Source organism: Microbacterium phyllosphaerae, from assembly GCF_017876435.1.
GTDB classification, from domain to species: domain Bacteria; phylum Actinomycetota; class Actinomycetes; order Actinomycetales; family Microbacteriaceae; genus Microbacterium; species Microbacterium phyllosphaerae.
In genome coordinates this window covers 3,560,337-3,576,350 of the sequence record NZ_JAGIOA010000001.1, presented here as the reverse complement: position 1 = coordinate 3,576,350, position 16,014 = coordinate 3,560,337, and the positions used below count along the sequence as shown (strand labels likewise).

Sequence of the window (16,014 nt, the reverse complement as noted above, 5' to 3'; positions counted from 1 at the left end):
GTCTGTGGCCCCCGTCCGCCACGGAGAAGGAGGAAAGTCTTTCTCCGGCGTGCGACGACCGCGTGCGTGCATCCGTGGGTTCATGGACGTGGAAGGGAGTGACTTCAATGTCGAAGCACAGAAAACTCATCACAGGATTCGCGGCGACGCTCGCGATGCTCACCATCAGCGGGTTCGCGGCCTCGGGGGCCTCGGCCTACGCGCCGGCGGCGAACGTTGTCGTTCCGGCCGTGTCGCAGGCCTCGTGCAACAAGAGCCCCTGCATCCTCTACCCGAAGTCCGTGCAACTGCCCAGCGGGCGGCTGCTCATGGCATACGAGGAGAGCACCGGCCCGGTCGTCGGGCAGGACCTGCCGGTCTACAAGAGCGACGACAACGGCGACACCTGGCAGAAGCTGACCGACATAGGCTCGCCGTCATCGCAGTCGAACGCGGCGCAGTACGCAGGACTCACCAGCAACTGGACCAACCCCTACTTCTACGTGTTGCCCGAGGATCTCGGCCCGTACAAGAAGGGCACGGTCCTGCTGTCGACCGTCGCGTCATCCGGCCAGTCCGGCAGCAACGACCGACTCCGTTCGGCGATCGTCCTGTGGGCGAGCACCGACTCGGGAGCGACCTGGCAGCTGATCTCGAAGGTGGCGGCCAGCCCCACGCAGTATTCGGGCACGCAGGGTGACACGGTCTGGCAGGACCCGGTGTGGGAGCCGTATCTGATGATGCGCAACGGGCGCCTCGTCGTGTTCTACTCCGATGAGCGCGACGTGCTCGGAGTGGATTCCACCACCGGTGTCGTGCAGTTCGATCCGGCCGATGCCTCGTCGCCCGATTCCGGAGGACAGATCCTCGCCCACACGACCTGGGACGGGGTCGGAGCGTGGACGGCTCCGGTCGTCGATGTCGCCGGCGTCACCGAGGTCAAGGACGGCAAGGCCCGTCTGGGTGGAGGACGCCCCGGCATGACGAACATCGTCCCCACGACCGACGGCAAGTGGCTGCTCACGTACGAGTACTGGGGCGGCGGCGACAACGTGCGCTACAAGATCGTCGACGACCCGCTGAACTTCCGTTCGGTCGGCGGCGCGGCGGGCACAGGCATCTCCGCACTTCCCGTTCCGGCGGGCGCGAACAGGCTCGCGCAGGGCGGGAGCCCGGTGCTCGTCACGCGACCCGACGGATCGATCGTCTACAACGCGGCGGGCAGCGGCAGCGTCTGGGTCAACCAGTCGGGTCGGAGCGACGGCGTCTGGAAGGAGTACCAGACTCCGGTGGCCGCCGGCTACAGCCGCAACCTGCAGTACGTCCCCGCCACGGGACGCATCCAGATCCTGCAGGCGCCCTGGGGCACAGGCCCGGTCACCGCGGGGCAGGTCGACCTCGGCACCTCTGCCGGCACCTACTACACGCTGGTGAACCGAGCCACGGGAGAGATCCTCAGCACGGATGCCGACAAGACACAGGATGCGAACCTCACGGGCGACCAGCCCGACATCATCACCTGGGGTGACAACCCCGCCAACGCCACCCAGCGCTGGCACGCGGTGCAGAAGGGGAACTCGGTCACGTTCCTCAACAAGGCAGGTGGTCGCGCACTGGGTATCTGGCAGGGCAACGCCTCTGCAGGCGTGCGGATCGCGCAGTGGGTGGATGACGGTGGCGTCGACAAACGCTGGAACCTCGTCACGACCTCGGACGGATACGTGCGCATCCAGTCCGCGCAGAACACATCGCTCTACATGACGGCGGCAGGATCCCATGGATCCGTCGCGCTGCAATCGCAGCTGCCGTCGACAAACGACGACCTGCAGGAGTGGAAGCTGGTCCCGAGCAGCTGAGCCGGTGCTCTCCGGTGTCACCGACATCGAGAGCCGGCGCCAGGTGGTGACACCATCGGACGCCGGCTCTCGTGCGGATCCACTGCGAGATCAGGGGTGCACGTCGACGACGACCTTGATCGCTTCGTCCTTCTTCTCGATGACCGTGCGGAAGGCCTCCACGACATCCTCCTGGGAGAAGTGGTGCGTGATGACCGGACTCGGGTCGTAGCGCCTCTCTTCGAGGTACCGCACCACCTCGGCGATGTCGTCGTTGCTGTATGCGAGCGAGGTGAGGATCGACAGCTCCTGGAGCACGAAGGCGGTCTGCGAGATCTCGAAGGAATGAGGAGGCAGTGCGACGAGCACCATCCGCGACCCGGGCTTCCCGCCCCTGAGGTAGTCCGACATCGCGTTCGGTGACCCTGCCGAGTCGATGAAGATGTCGACGTCGGCCCGCTCCTCGTCGATGAAGTTCGTCACGACTCCGAAGCGCTCCTTGGCGAACTCGATCGGATCGACCTCTCTGCCGTCGACCGGGATGCCGCCGAGTCGTCGCACGACCTCCAGCTTGCTCGGGACGATGTCCGAGACGATGACCTGCTCGACCCCTTTGGCCTTCAGGTTCGCGAGCGCCCCGAGGCCCACGGCTCCGGCGCCGAACACCAGTGCACGCTCGCCCGGAACGGGCTTCGCGATGTTGGCCCCGCGGTTCGCGACCGAGAACGGCTCGATCAGCACGGCCTGGTCCCACGACACGTGCGCGGGAAGCGGGTGCAGGTTGTAGCCGATCTCGGCATCCTGCACCGAGATGAACTGCGAGAGGCCGCCTGCCGAATCGGTGATCTCGAGCTGGGAGCGACCCTCTCCCCGTCGCTTCGAGGTCGAGGCGTTCACGAACACGCGAAGTCCCGGGACGATCGCCGGGTCACGCACCTCGGCGCCCACCTCGACCACCTCGGACACGAACTCGTGACCGATCAGACCGCCGGGGAAGATGCCGAGAGCTTCGCCGCCCTTCGTGAAGGCGCTGATGTCCGTGCCGCAGATGCCTGTGCGCATGTTTCGCACGAGAACGTCCCTCGGGCCGATGGAAGGCACCTCTCGATCCTCGACCGTCAGATCCCCGATACCTCGATACACGACAGCACGCACGGCGTGTTCTCCTTCGCTCTGCGACCGGAGGTCCATTCCACCGATCTCAGCCCAGACTGACAGGGCGGTGAAGACCGGGTCCAATACCCGATGAGCCGTGATTCCGCCCTGAGGAGCATCAATAGACGCCGGGGCCCCTTGAGAGGTCCGCGTAAGACATCGTGAACAGATGCGAAAACTTTTCGTGACTTCGAACGATTTCGCGGCCAGTATGCCGGTTAGGTTTTCCCTTGTCCGGCGATGCGGCCGGACTTGCGTCGAGCGGCCCGCGCTGACGCGATCACAGTGCAGAGAGGCATTCTGATGATGAACTCCCGAGTTCGCGGATCTTTTCGGATCGGCGCTGTGGGTGCTTCGGTGGCGATTGCCGGCGTGATTCTCGCCGGCTGCGCAAGCGGAGCCCCTGCGGAAGGCGGCAACACGAGCAGGCCAGAGGGCGAGATCCACGTCCTGGTCCTCGGCGACGCGGCGGCTTCGGCCGAACAGGCGGCCGCCGACCGGTTCAACAAGACATCCGACGTCAAGGTCGTGATCGACACGGGCTCGACGTCGGGCGCCGAGTACTCCACGGCGGTGCGCAACTCCATCGGCACCGCGTCGGCCCCTGACATCTTCATGAGCTGGGGAGCGGCCAACATCTCGCCCCTGGTCGACGCCGGCGCGCTGATGTCGCTCAACGACTTCATCGACGAGGATCCGAAGCTCGAGTCGTCGTTCCTGCCGTCCGTGTTCAGCGAAGAGGTCATCGACGGGGAGTCCTACGGAATCCCGATGCGCGGAGTCGCACCGACATTCCTGTACTACAACAAGCAGGTCCTGGCCGATGCCGGCCTCGAACCCGCCACCACCTGGGATGAGCTTCTCGATCAGGTCGGACCGCTGACGGACGCCGGTGTGACGCCCATCGGGCTCGCCGGTTCCGACAAGTGGCCCACCCAGATGTGGTACCAGTACGTGTTCGACCGCGTCGCAGGTCCGGAGGCCGTGCGTGAGGGACTTCTCGGCGACGGCGATGTCTGGGACAGCGACGAGAGCCGCGAGGCACTCGACGACATCAAGGAGATCGTCGACTCGGGCGCCTTCGGGAACAGCTTCGACTCGGTCACCTATGGCACCGACGGATCGGCGGCGCTCCTGCGCACCGGAAAGTCGGCGTACGAGCTGATGGGCACGTGGCACTACGCCACGATCGCCGGCGGTGACGAGGAGTTCGTCAAGAACGACCTCGGATGGACGGCATTCCCGTCGATCGGTTCGGACAACGCCACGGACATCGCCGGCAACCTCAGCAACTTCTACAACGTCGCCGCCGACACCCGTTACCCCGACACGGTGCGGGACTTCCTCGCCGAGCTCTACAGCGATGACTTCCTGAAGGACCAGCTCGCCCTCGGCAACCTTCCGCCGACGACGAACGCCGCCGACCTGGTCGCCGCCGACACCAGCCTCGACGAGACGAACCGCGAGTTCCTGACCTTCGTGGCCGGCCTCGTCGCCGATGCTCCGGCGTTCCAGCTGTCGTGGGATCAGTTCGTCCCCGCGGCCAGCCAGACTCCGCTGCAGAACGCCATGGCCGACTACTTCAACGGCACGATCGACGCCGACGGCTGGGTCGCCGCCGTGCAATCCGCCACCGCCGCCCAGTAGTCCACGAGTCGGTCGCACCGATGCGGCCCCGCTGAAAGGTAACTGTCCATGACCGCTCTCCCCACGGAGAGGTCTCGGGCGAAGCGAGGCGGCCTGCAGAAAGCAGGCCGCCCCGGCTTCGTCTGGTCCCTTCCCGCGATCGCCGCCTTCGGCGTGTTCGCTCTGCTTCCCCTCGCTTTCGCGGTGTACCTGTCGTTCACGCAATACAACGGCATCCGCCTGATCGCCCCGCAGTGGGTCGGGCTCGACAACTGGGCCCGCGTGCTGACCGACCAGGCGCTGCATCGCAGCCTCGTCGTCACGGTGATTCTCGTGGTCCTCGCGGTCGTCACGCAGGTGCCGGTGAGCATGCTGATCGGCGTGTGGGCCGCCGGCCCGCAGCGGGGGCGAGCGATCGTCGCAGCGCTCTACTTCATCCCCCTGCTCATGAGCACCGCAGCCGTCGCCGTTCTCTGGGCATCGCTCGTCGACCCGAACTTCGGCATCCCCGCGCTGCTCGAGCCGCTGCTGGGCAAGGACAACCCCTTCAGCAACATCCTGGGCGAACCGACCACGGCCATCGGCCTCATCGCGTTCATCTACCTCTGGGGAGCCACCCCCCTGCACACCCTGATCTATCAGGGCGGGGCGCGGGCGATTCCGGAGACGCTGTATCAGGCGGCGGCGATCGACGGAGCCGGCACCGTCCGGCAGTTCTTCTCGATCACGATCCCGCAGCTGCGCAACACCATCGTCACCTCCACGATCCTCATGGTCGTCGGAACCTTCACGACGTTCGATCTGATCCTGATCCTCACCCGCGGCGGCCCCAGCGGGGCCACCTCGAACCTGCCGTTCTTCATGTACGACCGCGGGATCTCGGCGCTGGACTTCGGATACGGATGCGTGATCGCCGTGATCCTCATCGTGCTCGCCGCCCTCGTCTCGATCGGCATGGTGCGCGCCACCGGGTACGACAAGATGCAGGGCACCCAGGAAGGTCTGTGATGAGAACCCGTCCCAACTGGATCGCCGGGATCTTCGCCGGCCTCTGGCTCGCGATCATCATGATCCCCGTCTACGTGATGGTCCGTGCCTCGTTCGAGAGCCGCGAGACCTACGCGCAGAACGGCCCTCTCGGGCTTCCTCGCGAGTTCACCCTCGAGAACTACGTCTACGCGTTCGATCAGGGGTTCGGTCGATTCCTGCTGAACTCCGCACTGGTGACGCTCGGCACGGTGCTCATCATCCTCCTCGTCGTCCCGCCTCTCGCCTACGCGATCGTGCGCAGCGAGAGCAGATGGGTTGCCCTGGTCTTCCGGATCATGCTCTTCGGGCTCGCGATCCCCGCGCAGGTCGTGGTGATCCCGGTCTTCTTCCTGATCGATCGGATCTCGCTGTACGACACACTGCTCGGCATCATCATCCCGACCGCCGTGTTCCTCATCCCGCTCACCACGCTGATCCTCTCGGGAGCCATGCGCGAGATCGGCAACGAGCAGTACGAGGCGATGGCGCTGGACGGTGCCAGTTCGTTCCGGATCTTCAGCACTCTCGTGCTGCCGATGTCGAAGGGCGGACTCGCGACGATCGTCATCTTCTCGGCCCTGAACGCCTGGAACAACTACCTGCTCCCGCTCGTGCTGACCCGCTCGGCCGACAACCGCGTCGCGACGCTCGCACTCGGCATCTTCCGTCAGGAGTTCAGCCTGAACATCCCGGGCCTCATGTCGGCCATCGTGCTGACGGTCCTTCCGATCCTGCTGATGTACATCTTCGCGAGGCGCTCGCTCGTGCGAGGACTCATGGGCGTGGGAGGCAAGTGATGTCCGACGACCGTGCGGCACGCAAGCTCACACTCCGGGACGTCGCGGACGCGGCCAACGTCTCGCTCGCGACGGCGTCGAAGGTCCTGAACAACCGCGCCGGTGTCGGCGCGGATACCCGCGATCGGGTGAATCAGATCGCTCAGGATCTCGGGTTCGTGGCCCTCACGGAACGCCAGCATGCGGCCCGTCAGGCGGGTGAAGCAACGATCGAGGTGCTCGTCGAGCCGGATGACGTGAGCAACCCCTACCTGGCGTTGCTGCTCGGTGGGGCCATCGAGGTGGCGAGCAGTCTCGACATCGGCCTGCTGATCCGCTCGATCGAATCGGCGAAGGCGCGCACACCGACCGCGTGGGCGACCATGCTCGCCCGCTCGGGAAGGATCGGCGTCATCGAGGTCACCAGCGCCTATTCCGCCGCGCGGGAACGCGCGCTCCGGGCGGCCGGCCTCACCATGGTGCTGATCGATCCGATCGACAGCCCCCGCACGACGACCTACAGCATCGGCGCGACGAACTGGGCCGGGGCCTACGAGGCCACCAAACACCTTCTCGATCTCGGGCATCGTCGCATCGACTACATCGGGGGGCCGCCCAAGGCCAGCTGCGACACCGTACGAGCGCACGGGTGGGCGGCCGCGATGGCCGAGGCGGGCATCCGGGTGGACATCGACGGTGTCCCTCGCAAGGCGTTCAGTTTCGATCACGGTCTGGCCGCCGCGACCGAGCTGCTCACCTCGTCGAACCCGCCGACAGCGATCTTCGCCGGCAGCGATGCCTCCGCGATGGGGGTCCTCGAAGCGGCTCGACGGCTGGGGGTGACCGTGCCCGACGAGCTGAGCGTGGTCGGGTTCGACGACACGGTGCTCGCCAGAGCATCCGCCCCACCGTTGACGACCGTGCACCAGCCGATCGCCGACATCGGCCGGGCCGCTGTCAGCACCCTGCTCAGGGTCTCGTCCGGAGAGCATCTCGCGACGAAGCGAGTGGAGCTGTCCACCCATCTCGAAGTCCGCGCCTCGACGGCGACGCGTCCCGAACTCCTCCGAAAGGTCGAAGCATGAACCCCGACGCACCCCGCGATCACGCGTGGACCGACGTCACGCTGACCCCCGCGCAGCGGGCTGAAGCGCTGCTCTCGCAGCTCACCCTTCGTGAGAAGCTCCAGCAGCTGGGCAGCACCTGGCCGGGGTCGGAAGACCTTGAGGAGGCCGTCGCGCCGCTGCAGGAGACCCACCAGCTGGCGCTGCCGTTCGCCGAGGCGATCGTCGACGGCATCGGCCACATCACGCGTCCGTTCGGCACCGCTCCGGTAGATCCGTCCGACGGCACCCGCCGACTCGCGCACCTGCAGCGCGAGGTGGTCGCCGCGAATCGGTTCGGCATCCCCGCGATCGCACACGAAGAATGTCTCACCGGCCTGACGGCGTGGAAAGCGACCGTCTACCCGACGCCGCTCGCGTGGGCGGCGACGTTCGACCCCGAGCTCGTCGCCGAGATGGGGGCGGCGATCGGATCCGACATGGCCGACCTGGGGGTGCACCAGGGGCTCGCACCCGTGCTCGACGTCGTTCGCGACTACCGCTGGGGTCGTGTGGAGGAGACCCTCGGTGAGGATCCCCATCTGGTCGGTGAGATGGCTGCCGCATACGTCACCGGCGTGCAGTCCGCCGGCATCGTCGCGACGCTCAAGCACTTCGTCGGCTACTCGGCATCGCGCGGAGCCCGCAACCATGCTCCGGTCTCGGTCGGTCCCCGGGAGCTCCGGGACGTCCTGCTCCCGCCGTTCGAGAAGGCGGTCGTCGCCGCGAACGTGCGCTCGGTCATGAACTCTTACACGGAACTCGACGGTGTGCCCACGGCGAGCGATCGGGAGCTGCTCACAGGCGTCCTTCGCGACCAGTGGGGGTTCACCGGGACCGTGGTGTCGGACTACTGGGCGATCCCCTTCCTCCAGTCGATGCATCGGGTCGTCGGCGGGCTCGGCGACGCGGGTGCCCTGGCGCTCGACGCCGGTATCGACGTCGAACTCCCGCACACCGCCGCCTACACCGAGGAGCTCGCCGAGCGGGTCTCGCTGCAGACGATCGACACGGCCGTGCTGCGCGTGCTCACGCAGAAGGCCGAGCTCGGCCTCCTCGATGCGGGATGGTCGCCGGACCGGGCCTCGACAGGGACCGTCGACCTGGACTCCGCGCGCAACCGGGCGATCGCCGGCAGGCTGGCCGAGGAATCGGTCGTGCTCCTGCGGAACGAGGAGGCGCGTCTCCCGCTGGTGGACGGTCCGCGGAGCATCCTCGTCGTCGGGCCGACAGCGGATGACCCGAACGCGCTGTTCGGATGCTATTCGTTCCCGAACCACGTGCTGCCGAACTTCCCGGATGCGTCAATGGGCGTGGAGGCGTCGAGCGTGCTCGAGGCGGTTCGCCGCGAGTTCCCGTCGGCATCGATCCGGTTCGTCCCCGGAGGTGCCGTGACGGGGGATGATGCCACGGGCATCCCCGCGGCGGTTGCCGCCGCCCGCGACGCCGACCTCACGATCGTCGTCGTCGGCGACCGCTCGGGGATGTTCGGGCATGGCACCTCCGGTGAGGGATGCGATGTCCTCACCCTGAAACTGCCCGGTGTGCAGCACCGTCTGGCGCAGGAGGTGCTCGCCGCGGCGTCGAGCAGCATCCTCGTGGTGCTCTCCGGACGCCCCTACGCGATCGGAGAGCTCGCCGGCGCGGCCGATGCCGCGCTGCAGGTGTTCTTCCCCGGGCAGGAGGGCGCGGCGGCCGTCGCGGGCGTCCTGTCGGGACGGGTGCGGCCCAGCGGGCGCCTGCCTGTGCAGATCCCCGGCGCCGCCTCGGCGCAGCCCGGCACGTACCTCGCGCCTCCGCTCGCGCTGCGCAGCGAGGGCATCAGCAACATCGACCCGACCCCGGCGTTCCCCTTCGGCTTCGGTCTCGGGTACTCCCGTTTCGAGTTCGCCGATGCGCGGGTCGACGCCGACACGATCACGACCGACGGCGTGGTCGTCGTCTCGACGACCGTCACGAATGCGGGGGAGGAGCGGGGAACCGCGGTGCCGCAGCTCTACCTGCACGACCCGGTGGCCGATGTCACGCGCCCCGTCACCCAACTGATCGGCTTCGCCCGCGTCGACCTCGATCCGGGTGAGTCGGCGGACGTCTCGTTCGAGGTGCACGCCGATCTCGCGTCGTACACGGATCGCTCGCTGCGGCGCAGAGTCGACCAGGGAGTGATCCGGCTGCGGATCGATCATCATGCCGCCGGAGTGCAGACTCCGGTCTCGATCGAGGTCATCGGCCCGGTCCGGACCGTGGATCACACGCGGGTCATGACGGTGCCCGCGACCGTGGCAATCCGAGTGCGCTGAGAGAGGCGCGCAATGAATGGATCACGACAGCCCTGGAGCCGGTCGACGGGTGCGGCCTGGAGCGATGGCATCGTCGCGGGGTCCGGCGTCGCCGGTGCCGTGCTGTACGGCACGCCGACCAGGCATGTGATCGCGTTCGCGCACGAGGGCTTCTTCGTCCCGGCGAACAGCAGGCGGCCCGCGCCGCAGCTGGCCGAGGCGCTTCCGTCGGTGCGGGACGCACTCCGCGCCGGGGATGACGTGGCTGCTGCAGACCGTGTGGAGGACGCGCTGCGGGCACAGGGGTGGGATCCGGAGACACTCATCTGGACCGATCCGCTCGGGCCGGTGGCGCAGCTCGAGTGGGAGCCGGAGGTCGACGGATGGAGTGACTATCGCCGCGAGGTGTCGCTGATCGACGGCGGAGCCGGGGTCGAGTGGAAGGGCGCGGACGGCGAGTCCGCGGGCATCCGCATCGCGGCCGTCCAGGGCGAGGCAGGTGTCGACGTCGAGCTCTGGGCGGAGGCCCCGCAGCGCGGCCGGCTCCGTCTGGTGCCGGTGAGCGAGTCCGGCAGCGACGCGTCGACCGTGCTCCCCGTCGACTACAGCGACCGTGTGCGCACCACGTCGCAGGTCACCGAGACCTCGTTGGCCGTGCACGTCCACGCGCAGGGGCAGACGCCCGACGAGGATGCGGCCATCGGAGTGCGGGTGCACGCGCAGCGACCCATGCGCCTGCATCCCGACGGCGGATGGGACATCGCCGTCGGGCCCGAAGCAGTTCGGTTCCGCGTCGACGTGGGAGAGCCGGCCGAATCCTCGATCGCCTTCGAGGATGCCGGTGCGCTCATCGGGAGGTCCGCGCTCTCGCTCGGCGGAGCGCATCGCGACGACGATTCGCTCGAGGACATCTGGTCCGCTGCCAGAGCCGGTGATGCGGATGCCGAGCGCCGCGTCTTCGAGATCGCCTACGCGGCGGGGCGTCGGAACATCATCGTGTCGACCGGAGAGCTGCCGCCGACACTTCAGGGCGTGTGGCAGGGCACCTGGGCACCGGCGTGGTCGGCGGACTACACGCTCAACGGCAACGTGCAGCTGGGGTCGCTCGCGTCGGTGCTGTGGACCGGCACTCCCGAACTCATGACCTCACTGTTCCGACTCGCGACCCGATTCACCGAGCACTATCGATCGAACGCGCGGAACATCTTCGGCGCTGCAGGCATGATGCTCCCGGCGCGGATGACGACCCACGGCCACGCCAACCACTTCCTGCGCGACTATCCCCACCAGTTCTGGGTGGGCAACGGGCCCTGGCTGCTGCGGCTCGCCGTCGACTACATCCTCGTGACGGGTGATCGCTCGGTGATCGACGAGTGGCTCTGGGAGTACGCCGTCGAGATCCTGCAGTTCTCGACCGAGGTGCTCGGCACCGGGGGAGGGCACCTGAACCCGTCCTATTCGCCGGAGAACACTCCGATGGGCCACGACAACCCGCTCGTCATGGATTCGACCGCCGACATCGCGGCGATCCGCGACGGCCTCGCCGCGGGTGCCTGGCTGGCGGGGCTGCGAGGCGATACTGCCAGAGCGGATGCGTGGACGCAGGCGCGACAGCAGCTCCCGCCGTATCAGGTCGCCGCCGACGGGGCCCTGGCCGAGTGGTCGACGCTGTGGCCCGAGAACGTCGCTCATCGCCACGCGTCCCAGCTGCAGGGGCTCTGGTACGAGCCGGATGAAGTGCTGGTGGGTGAGCTGCGTGACGCCGTCGCCCGAGCGGTCCGCAACAAGGTCGAGTGGCGGGCGGAGGATCCGTCGGGTCCTCCGGGCAACATGGAGATGGCCTTCGGTCTCACCTCCATCGCGCTGGCGGCCGTCGCTGTGGGCGATGCCGATGCCGCGTATCAGTGCGCGCTCTGGCTGGCGCGGGATCACTTCACTCCGGCGCTCACGACCACGCACGATGCGGGCGCGATCTTCAATCTGGATGCCTCCGGAGCTCTGCCGGCGGTCGCCGCCGCGATGCTGCTGGGATCCGGTTCCGGTCGGATCTCTCTCCTCCCGGCACTGCCTGATGTCTGGCCCTCGGGTCGGGTTACCGGGTTGCTCGCCAGAGGAGGCGTACGTGTCTCCGAGCTCGAATGGGATCGGGGAGGGGTCCGCGCGACGCTGGAGCTCCCCGCAGATAGCCGCTGGTTGCGGCCGGACGGCATCGTGGTCCTGCTCCCCGCGGACGGTCGCATCGAGGCCGGGACGAACGTCACTCGGATCGATGGACGCAGTGTGCACATCCCCGTGACCGCCGAGTCCGCCGAGCTGACGTTCCGCTTCACCGACTCGGCGTGATCGGAGGCGTCACTGCTCGTCACACGGAGAAATAGCTTCCTAGGAATAATGTTCCTGCTCATGTAGTTTCGACTCTCGTGTCCCATCCCCCCGCGCCCCGAATCGATTTCGAGCATGTCGACGTCCGATACGGTGCCGACGCTGTGCTCTCGGATCTCTCCCTGGTCATCGAACCAGGGTCGCTCGTCGTGCTGCTCGGACCCTCGGGATCCGGCAAGACCACGCTGCTGCGCACGGTCAACCGCATGGTCGAGACCGGCGGCGGACGTGTGCTCATCGACGGTGAAGACGTCAGAGAGAAGAAGCCGGTTATGCTGCGGCGGAGCATCGGCTATGTGATGCAGGCGAGCGGACTGTTCCCCCACCAGACGGTGGCGGACAACGTGACCACCGTGCCCCGGCTGAACGGGATGCGGCGTGCGGACGCCGGAGCGGTCGCGGATGCCCTTCTCGCGCGTGTCTCCCTCGACCCGGCTCTGGGATCGAGGTACCCGAGTCAGCTCTCCGGCGGCCAGCAGCAGCGCGTGGGCGTCGCCCGAGCGCTCGCCGGCGATCCGCGCCTGCTGCTGATGGACGAGCCGTTCGCCGCCGTCGATCCGATCAACCGTCGCGCTCTGCAGAAGCAGACTCTCGCACTGCATCGCGACACCGGCGCGACGATCATCTTCGTGACGCACGACGTCGATGAGGCGCTGCTGCTGGGGCAGCGCATCATCGTGCTCGGCGAGGGCGGCCGGATCGCGCAGGACGGCACGCCGTTCGACGTCCTCACCGCACCGGCCGATGCATTCGTCGCCGAGCTGATCGGCGCGACGTCGACCGAACGCGAGCTGCACATCGAGTCCGCGCGAGGCTCGGATGTCGTGGTCGACGGCGCCGGACGGCCGCTGGGAGTGCTCCGGCGATGACCTGGTTCCTGAACAACCTGCCGCAGATCGGCGAACTGCTCGGAGCGCACCTCGGTATCGCGGTGCCGGCGATCGTGCTCAGTGTGCTCATCGGGGTGCCGATCGGAAGGATCGCCCATGCGTCCGGGCGGGCACGCGGGGCGATCCTGACGTCGACGAGCCTGCTCTATGCCCTGCCGTCGCTGCCGTTGATCATCCTGATCCCGATCCTCACGGGGTTGCCGCTGCGCTCACACGCCACGCTGATCACCGCGCTCACCGTCTACGGGGTCGCCCTGCTCGTGCGCTCGGCGGCGGATGCGTTCGCCACGGTGCCGCGCGATGTGCGGGCCGCGGCCGATGCCACAGGATATCCGCGCTGGCGGCGGGTGCTCGGGATCGAGCTGCCGCTCGCGATGCCCGTGCTGATCGCCGGAACTCGTGTGGTCGCGATGAGCTCCATCGGCTTGACGACCATCGGGGCGCTCATCGGCATCCCCAGCCTCGGCAGCCTCTTCACCGACGGATTCCAGCGGGGGATCGCCGCGGAGGTGACGACCGGGATCGTCCTGACCGTGGTGGTCGCACTGGCCTTCGACGCCGCTCTGCTCATCACCGGTCGGCTCGTGCAGCCGTGGGCCCGTGCCACGCGCCTGTCGGCGGGAGCATCCGCATGAGCCTCCTGGCAGACACGATCGCCTGGTTCGGCGACCCGGACCACTGGGTGGGGCCGTCGGGCATTCCCGTACGCGTGCTGCAGCATCTCGCGCTCACGCTCGCCGTGACGGCGATCGCCGTGCTCATCGCACTGCCGATCGGCTCTTGGATAGGCCACATGCGGCGCGGCGAGCTCTCGATCGCAGCGATCACGAACGGGGCGAGAGCACTGCCGACCCTCGGGCTCGTGACGGTCTTCGCGCTGTGGCTGGGGATCGGTCTGCAGGCTCCGCTGATCGCGCTGGTCATCCTCGCCGTCCCGTCGATCCTCGCCGCGACCTATTCGAGCATCGCGTCCATCCCCCGGGAGACCATCGACGCCGCACGGGCGATGGGGCACACCCGCATGCAGACGCTGATGCGGGTGGAGCTGCCGATCGCCCTGCCCGTCATCGGGGGCGGTGTGCAGTCCGCTCTCCTGCAGGTGGTCGCCACGGCGACCATCGCCGCCTACGTCGCAGACGTCGGCCTCGGGCGCTACATCTTCGCCGGGCTGAAGTCCCGGGACTATCCCGAGATGGCGGCGGGATCGCTGCTCGTCATCCTGCTCGCACTGCTCGTGCCCGCGCTCTCGGCTCTCGTCAGCAGACTCTTCATCCGTTCCTCACGTCAAGGAGTACAGCAATGAACATCACCCGCACTCGCCTCGCCGCGCTGAGCGCTCTCTCGCTCGGCGGGCTGCTCGTCATGTCGGGCTGCGCGTCGGCCGATCCGCTCGGCGGCTCCTCCGGCACGGCCGACGACGACACGATCGTCGTCGGCTCGCAGGACTACTACTCGAACGAGATCATCGCCGAGATCTACGCGCAGGCTCTCGAGGAAGCCGACTTCACCGTCGATCGGCAGTTCCGCATCGGTCAGCGCGAGGCCTACCTGCCCGAGATCGAGGCCGGAGAGATCGACGTCTTCCCCGAGTACACCGGCCCCCTGCTGCAGGTGTGGGAGCCCGACACGACGGCGCGCAAGTCGGACGACGTCTACGAGGCTCTCCGGAAGGCGGTGCCGGAGGGGCTCCAGGTGCTCGACCAGTCGTCGGCCACCGACGAGGACAGCTACGTCGTGACGAAGGCGTTCGCGCAGAAGTACGGTGTGACCAGCATCGCGGACCTCGCCGACGTGCCGGTGCCGCTCATCCTCGGCGGCAACTCCGAGGGCGAGGATCGTCCGAACGGCCCGCTCGGTCTGAAGGCCAGCTACGGCGTCGACGTGGCCTTCGCGCCGATCGAGGACGGCGGCGGCCCTCTCACCGTGAAGGCTCTGGTCGACGACCAGGTGCAGCTCGCGATCATCTACACCGCGAGCCCGTCGATGTCGTCGTCGGATCTCGTGGCCCTCGAAGACCCCGCCGGCCTGTTCCTGGCGTCGCACGTGGTTCCTCTCGCATCGTCGGATCTTCCTGACGATGCCGCAGACGTCATCGACCGCGTCAATGCGGCGCTGACGCCGGAGATCCTGGTCGAGCTCAACACCGAGAGCGTCGAGACCGAGGCGTCGGCCGCGACGATCGCCACGGCGTGGCTCGACTCGATCGATCCCGAGGGCTGAGGGCTCTTCGGGCCGCGGCGTGCGTCCGCCGCGGCCCGACTTCGATCAGGACAGAGCGGAGACGACGGCGCCCGTGTCGGTGATCGTGGCGATGTTCTGCAGCGCGTAGTTCAGCGCCGCTGCATGCCAGTCGGCGTTGATGCTCGACGTCGCGTCCGAGACGATGACCGCGCGGTATCCGTGATCGGCTGCGTCACGCACGGTGTGCTCGACCGCCATGTTGGTCCAGACGCCGACGACGACGACGGTCGTGATGCCGAGGTTGCGGAGCATCGAGTCGAGGCCGGTACCGTTGAACGCGCTCATGCGGGTGCGGTCGAGCACGATCTCATCGCCCGCCGTCAGGCCGTCGATGATCTCGGCTCCCCAGGTGCCGCGCTTGAGCGACTCGGGGCCGATCATGGTGAAGATCGGCGCGTTGGCGCCGCCCACGGCCACGCCGGGGTACGACACGATGCGGTTGTGGAACACGGGTGCCCCGGCGGCACGCGCGGCCTCGAGGATCGTACGCACGTGGCCGATCACGTCTTGCGAGGCGGCGTGCTCTGCGGCTCCCGTGGACGCGAAAGCGCCGTTCGGCAGCACGTTGTCGTTCTGCATGTCCACCACGAGGATGGCGGTGGTCGGGGCGGTGAGGGTGAGTTCGGGCATGGTGTCTCCAATGAGAGCGGCGGTGGATCTGGCGACGGTGCCCGGTTGCGGACGATGCCGCCGCCGTCATATGCGAACGCATGAAAAGC

At 67.8% G+C, this 16,014-nt stretch carries 13 protein-coding genes; 11 read left to right on the top strand and 2 right to left on the bottom strand.

Going from position 1 to position 16,014, the window contains the following annotated elements; genetic code table 11:
* Nucleotides 1–107 precede the first annotated feature (107 nt).
* Nucleotides 108–1,835 (top strand): RICIN domain-containing protein, encoded by a 1,728-nt coding sequence (locus JOF42_RS16990; RefSeq protein WP_210098885.1) that lies wholly within the window; start codon nucleotides 108–110, stop codon nucleotides 1,833–1,835.
* A gap of 90 nt (nucleotides 1,836–1,925) precedes the next feature.
* On the opposite strand, the gene JOF42_RS16985 is transcribed toward JOF42_RS16990, so the two are convergent.
* Nucleotides 1,926–2,915 carry a zinc-dependent alcohol dehydrogenase gene (locus JOF42_RS16985; RefSeq protein WP_210098884.1) on the bottom strand — a complete coding sequence of 330 codons (990 nt, stop codon included), beginning with the start codon at nucleotides 2,913–2,915 and terminating at the stop codon, nucleotides 1,926–1,928.
* A 411-nt stretch (nucleotides 2,916–3,326) separates the two neighbouring features.
* On the opposite strand from JOF42_RS16985, the gene JOF42_RS16980 reads away from it, so the two are divergent.
* The 10 genes from JOF42_RS16980 (at nucleotide 3,327) to JOF42_RS16935 (ending at nucleotide 15,274) form a co-directional block, all read left to right on the top strand.
* The gene (locus JOF42_RS16980) at nucleotides 3,327–4,616 is read left to right on the top strand and encodes an ABC transporter substrate-binding protein (protein ID WP_210098883.1); all 1,290 of its coding nucleotides are present in this window, start codon (nucleotides 3,327–3,329) and stop codon (nucleotides 4,614–4,616) included.
* 48 nt (nucleotides 4,617–4,664) lie between these two features.
* Entirely contained in the window at nucleotides 4,665–5,603 is a 939-nt protein-coding gene (locus tag JOF42_RS16975) for a carbohydrate ABC transporter permease (protein ID WP_210098882.1), read from the top strand.
* Nucleotides 5,603–6,421 carry a carbohydrate ABC transporter permease gene (locus JOF42_RS16970; protein ID WP_210098881.1) on the top strand — a complete coding sequence of 273 codons (819 nt, stop codon included), beginning with the start codon at nucleotides 5,603–5,605 and terminating at the stop codon, nucleotides 6,419–6,421. Before JOF42_RS16975 ends, JOF42_RS16970 begins: the two co-directional genes overlap by 1 nt.
* Nucleotides 6,421–7,485 (top strand): LacI family DNA-binding transcriptional regulator, encoded by a 1,065-nt coding sequence (locus JOF42_RS16965; protein WP_210098880.1) that lies wholly within the window; start codon nucleotides 6,421–6,423, stop codon nucleotides 7,483–7,485. Before JOF42_RS16970 ends, JOF42_RS16965 begins: the two co-directional genes overlap by 1 nt.
* Nucleotides 7,482–9,803 carry a beta-glucosidase family protein gene (locus JOF42_RS16960; RefSeq protein ID WP_210098879.1) on the top strand — a complete coding sequence of 774 codons (2,322 nt, stop codon included), beginning with the start codon at nucleotides 7,482–7,484 and terminating at the stop codon, nucleotides 9,801–9,803. The genes JOF42_RS16965 and JOF42_RS16960 overlap by 4 nt, the downstream gene beginning before the upstream one ends.
* A 12-nt stretch (nucleotides 9,804–9,815) precedes the next feature.
* A complete protein-coding gene (locus tag JOF42_RS16955) occupies nucleotides 9,816–12,125 on the top strand; it encodes a glycosyl hydrolase family 95 catalytic domain-containing protein (protein ID WP_210098878.1) in 2,310 nt (769 codons plus the stop codon).
* Nucleotides 12,126–12,202: 77 nt separating this feature from the next.
* Complete coding sequence (locus JOF42_RS16950; RefSeq protein ID WP_307803632.1) at nucleotides 12,203–13,033, top strand: ATP-binding cassette domain-containing protein; 831 nt, start codon at nucleotides 12,203–12,205, stop codon at nucleotides 13,031–13,033.
* The gene (locus JOF42_RS16945) at nucleotides 13,030–13,689 is read left to right on the top strand and encodes an ABC transporter permease (protein WP_210098877.1); all 660 of its coding nucleotides are present in this window, start codon (nucleotides 13,030–13,032) and stop codon (nucleotides 13,687–13,689) included. The genes JOF42_RS16950 and JOF42_RS16945 overlap by 4 nt, the downstream gene beginning before the upstream one ends.
* Nucleotides 13,686–14,357 carry an ABC transporter permease gene (locus tag JOF42_RS16940; RefSeq protein ID WP_210098876.1) on the top strand — a complete coding sequence of 224 codons (672 nt, stop codon included), beginning with the start codon at nucleotides 13,686–13,688 and terminating at the stop codon, nucleotides 14,355–14,357. The genes JOF42_RS16945 and JOF42_RS16940 overlap by 4 nt, the downstream gene beginning before the upstream one ends.
* A complete protein-coding gene (locus tag JOF42_RS16935; RefSeq protein ID WP_210098875.1) occupies nucleotides 14,354–15,274 on the top strand; it encodes an ABC transporter substrate-binding protein in 921 nt (306 codons plus the stop codon). Before JOF42_RS16940 ends, JOF42_RS16935 begins: the two co-directional genes overlap by 4 nt.
* 45 nt (nucleotides 15,275–15,319) lie before the next feature.
* On the opposite strand, the gene JOF42_RS16930 is transcribed toward JOF42_RS16935, so the two are convergent.
* Nucleotides 15,320–15,925 (bottom strand): cysteine hydrolase family protein, encoded by a 606-nt coding sequence (locus JOF42_RS16930; RefSeq protein ID WP_210098874.1) that lies wholly within the window; start codon nucleotides 15,923–15,925, stop codon nucleotides 15,320–15,322.
* Nucleotides 15,926–16,014 lie beyond the last annotated feature (89 nt).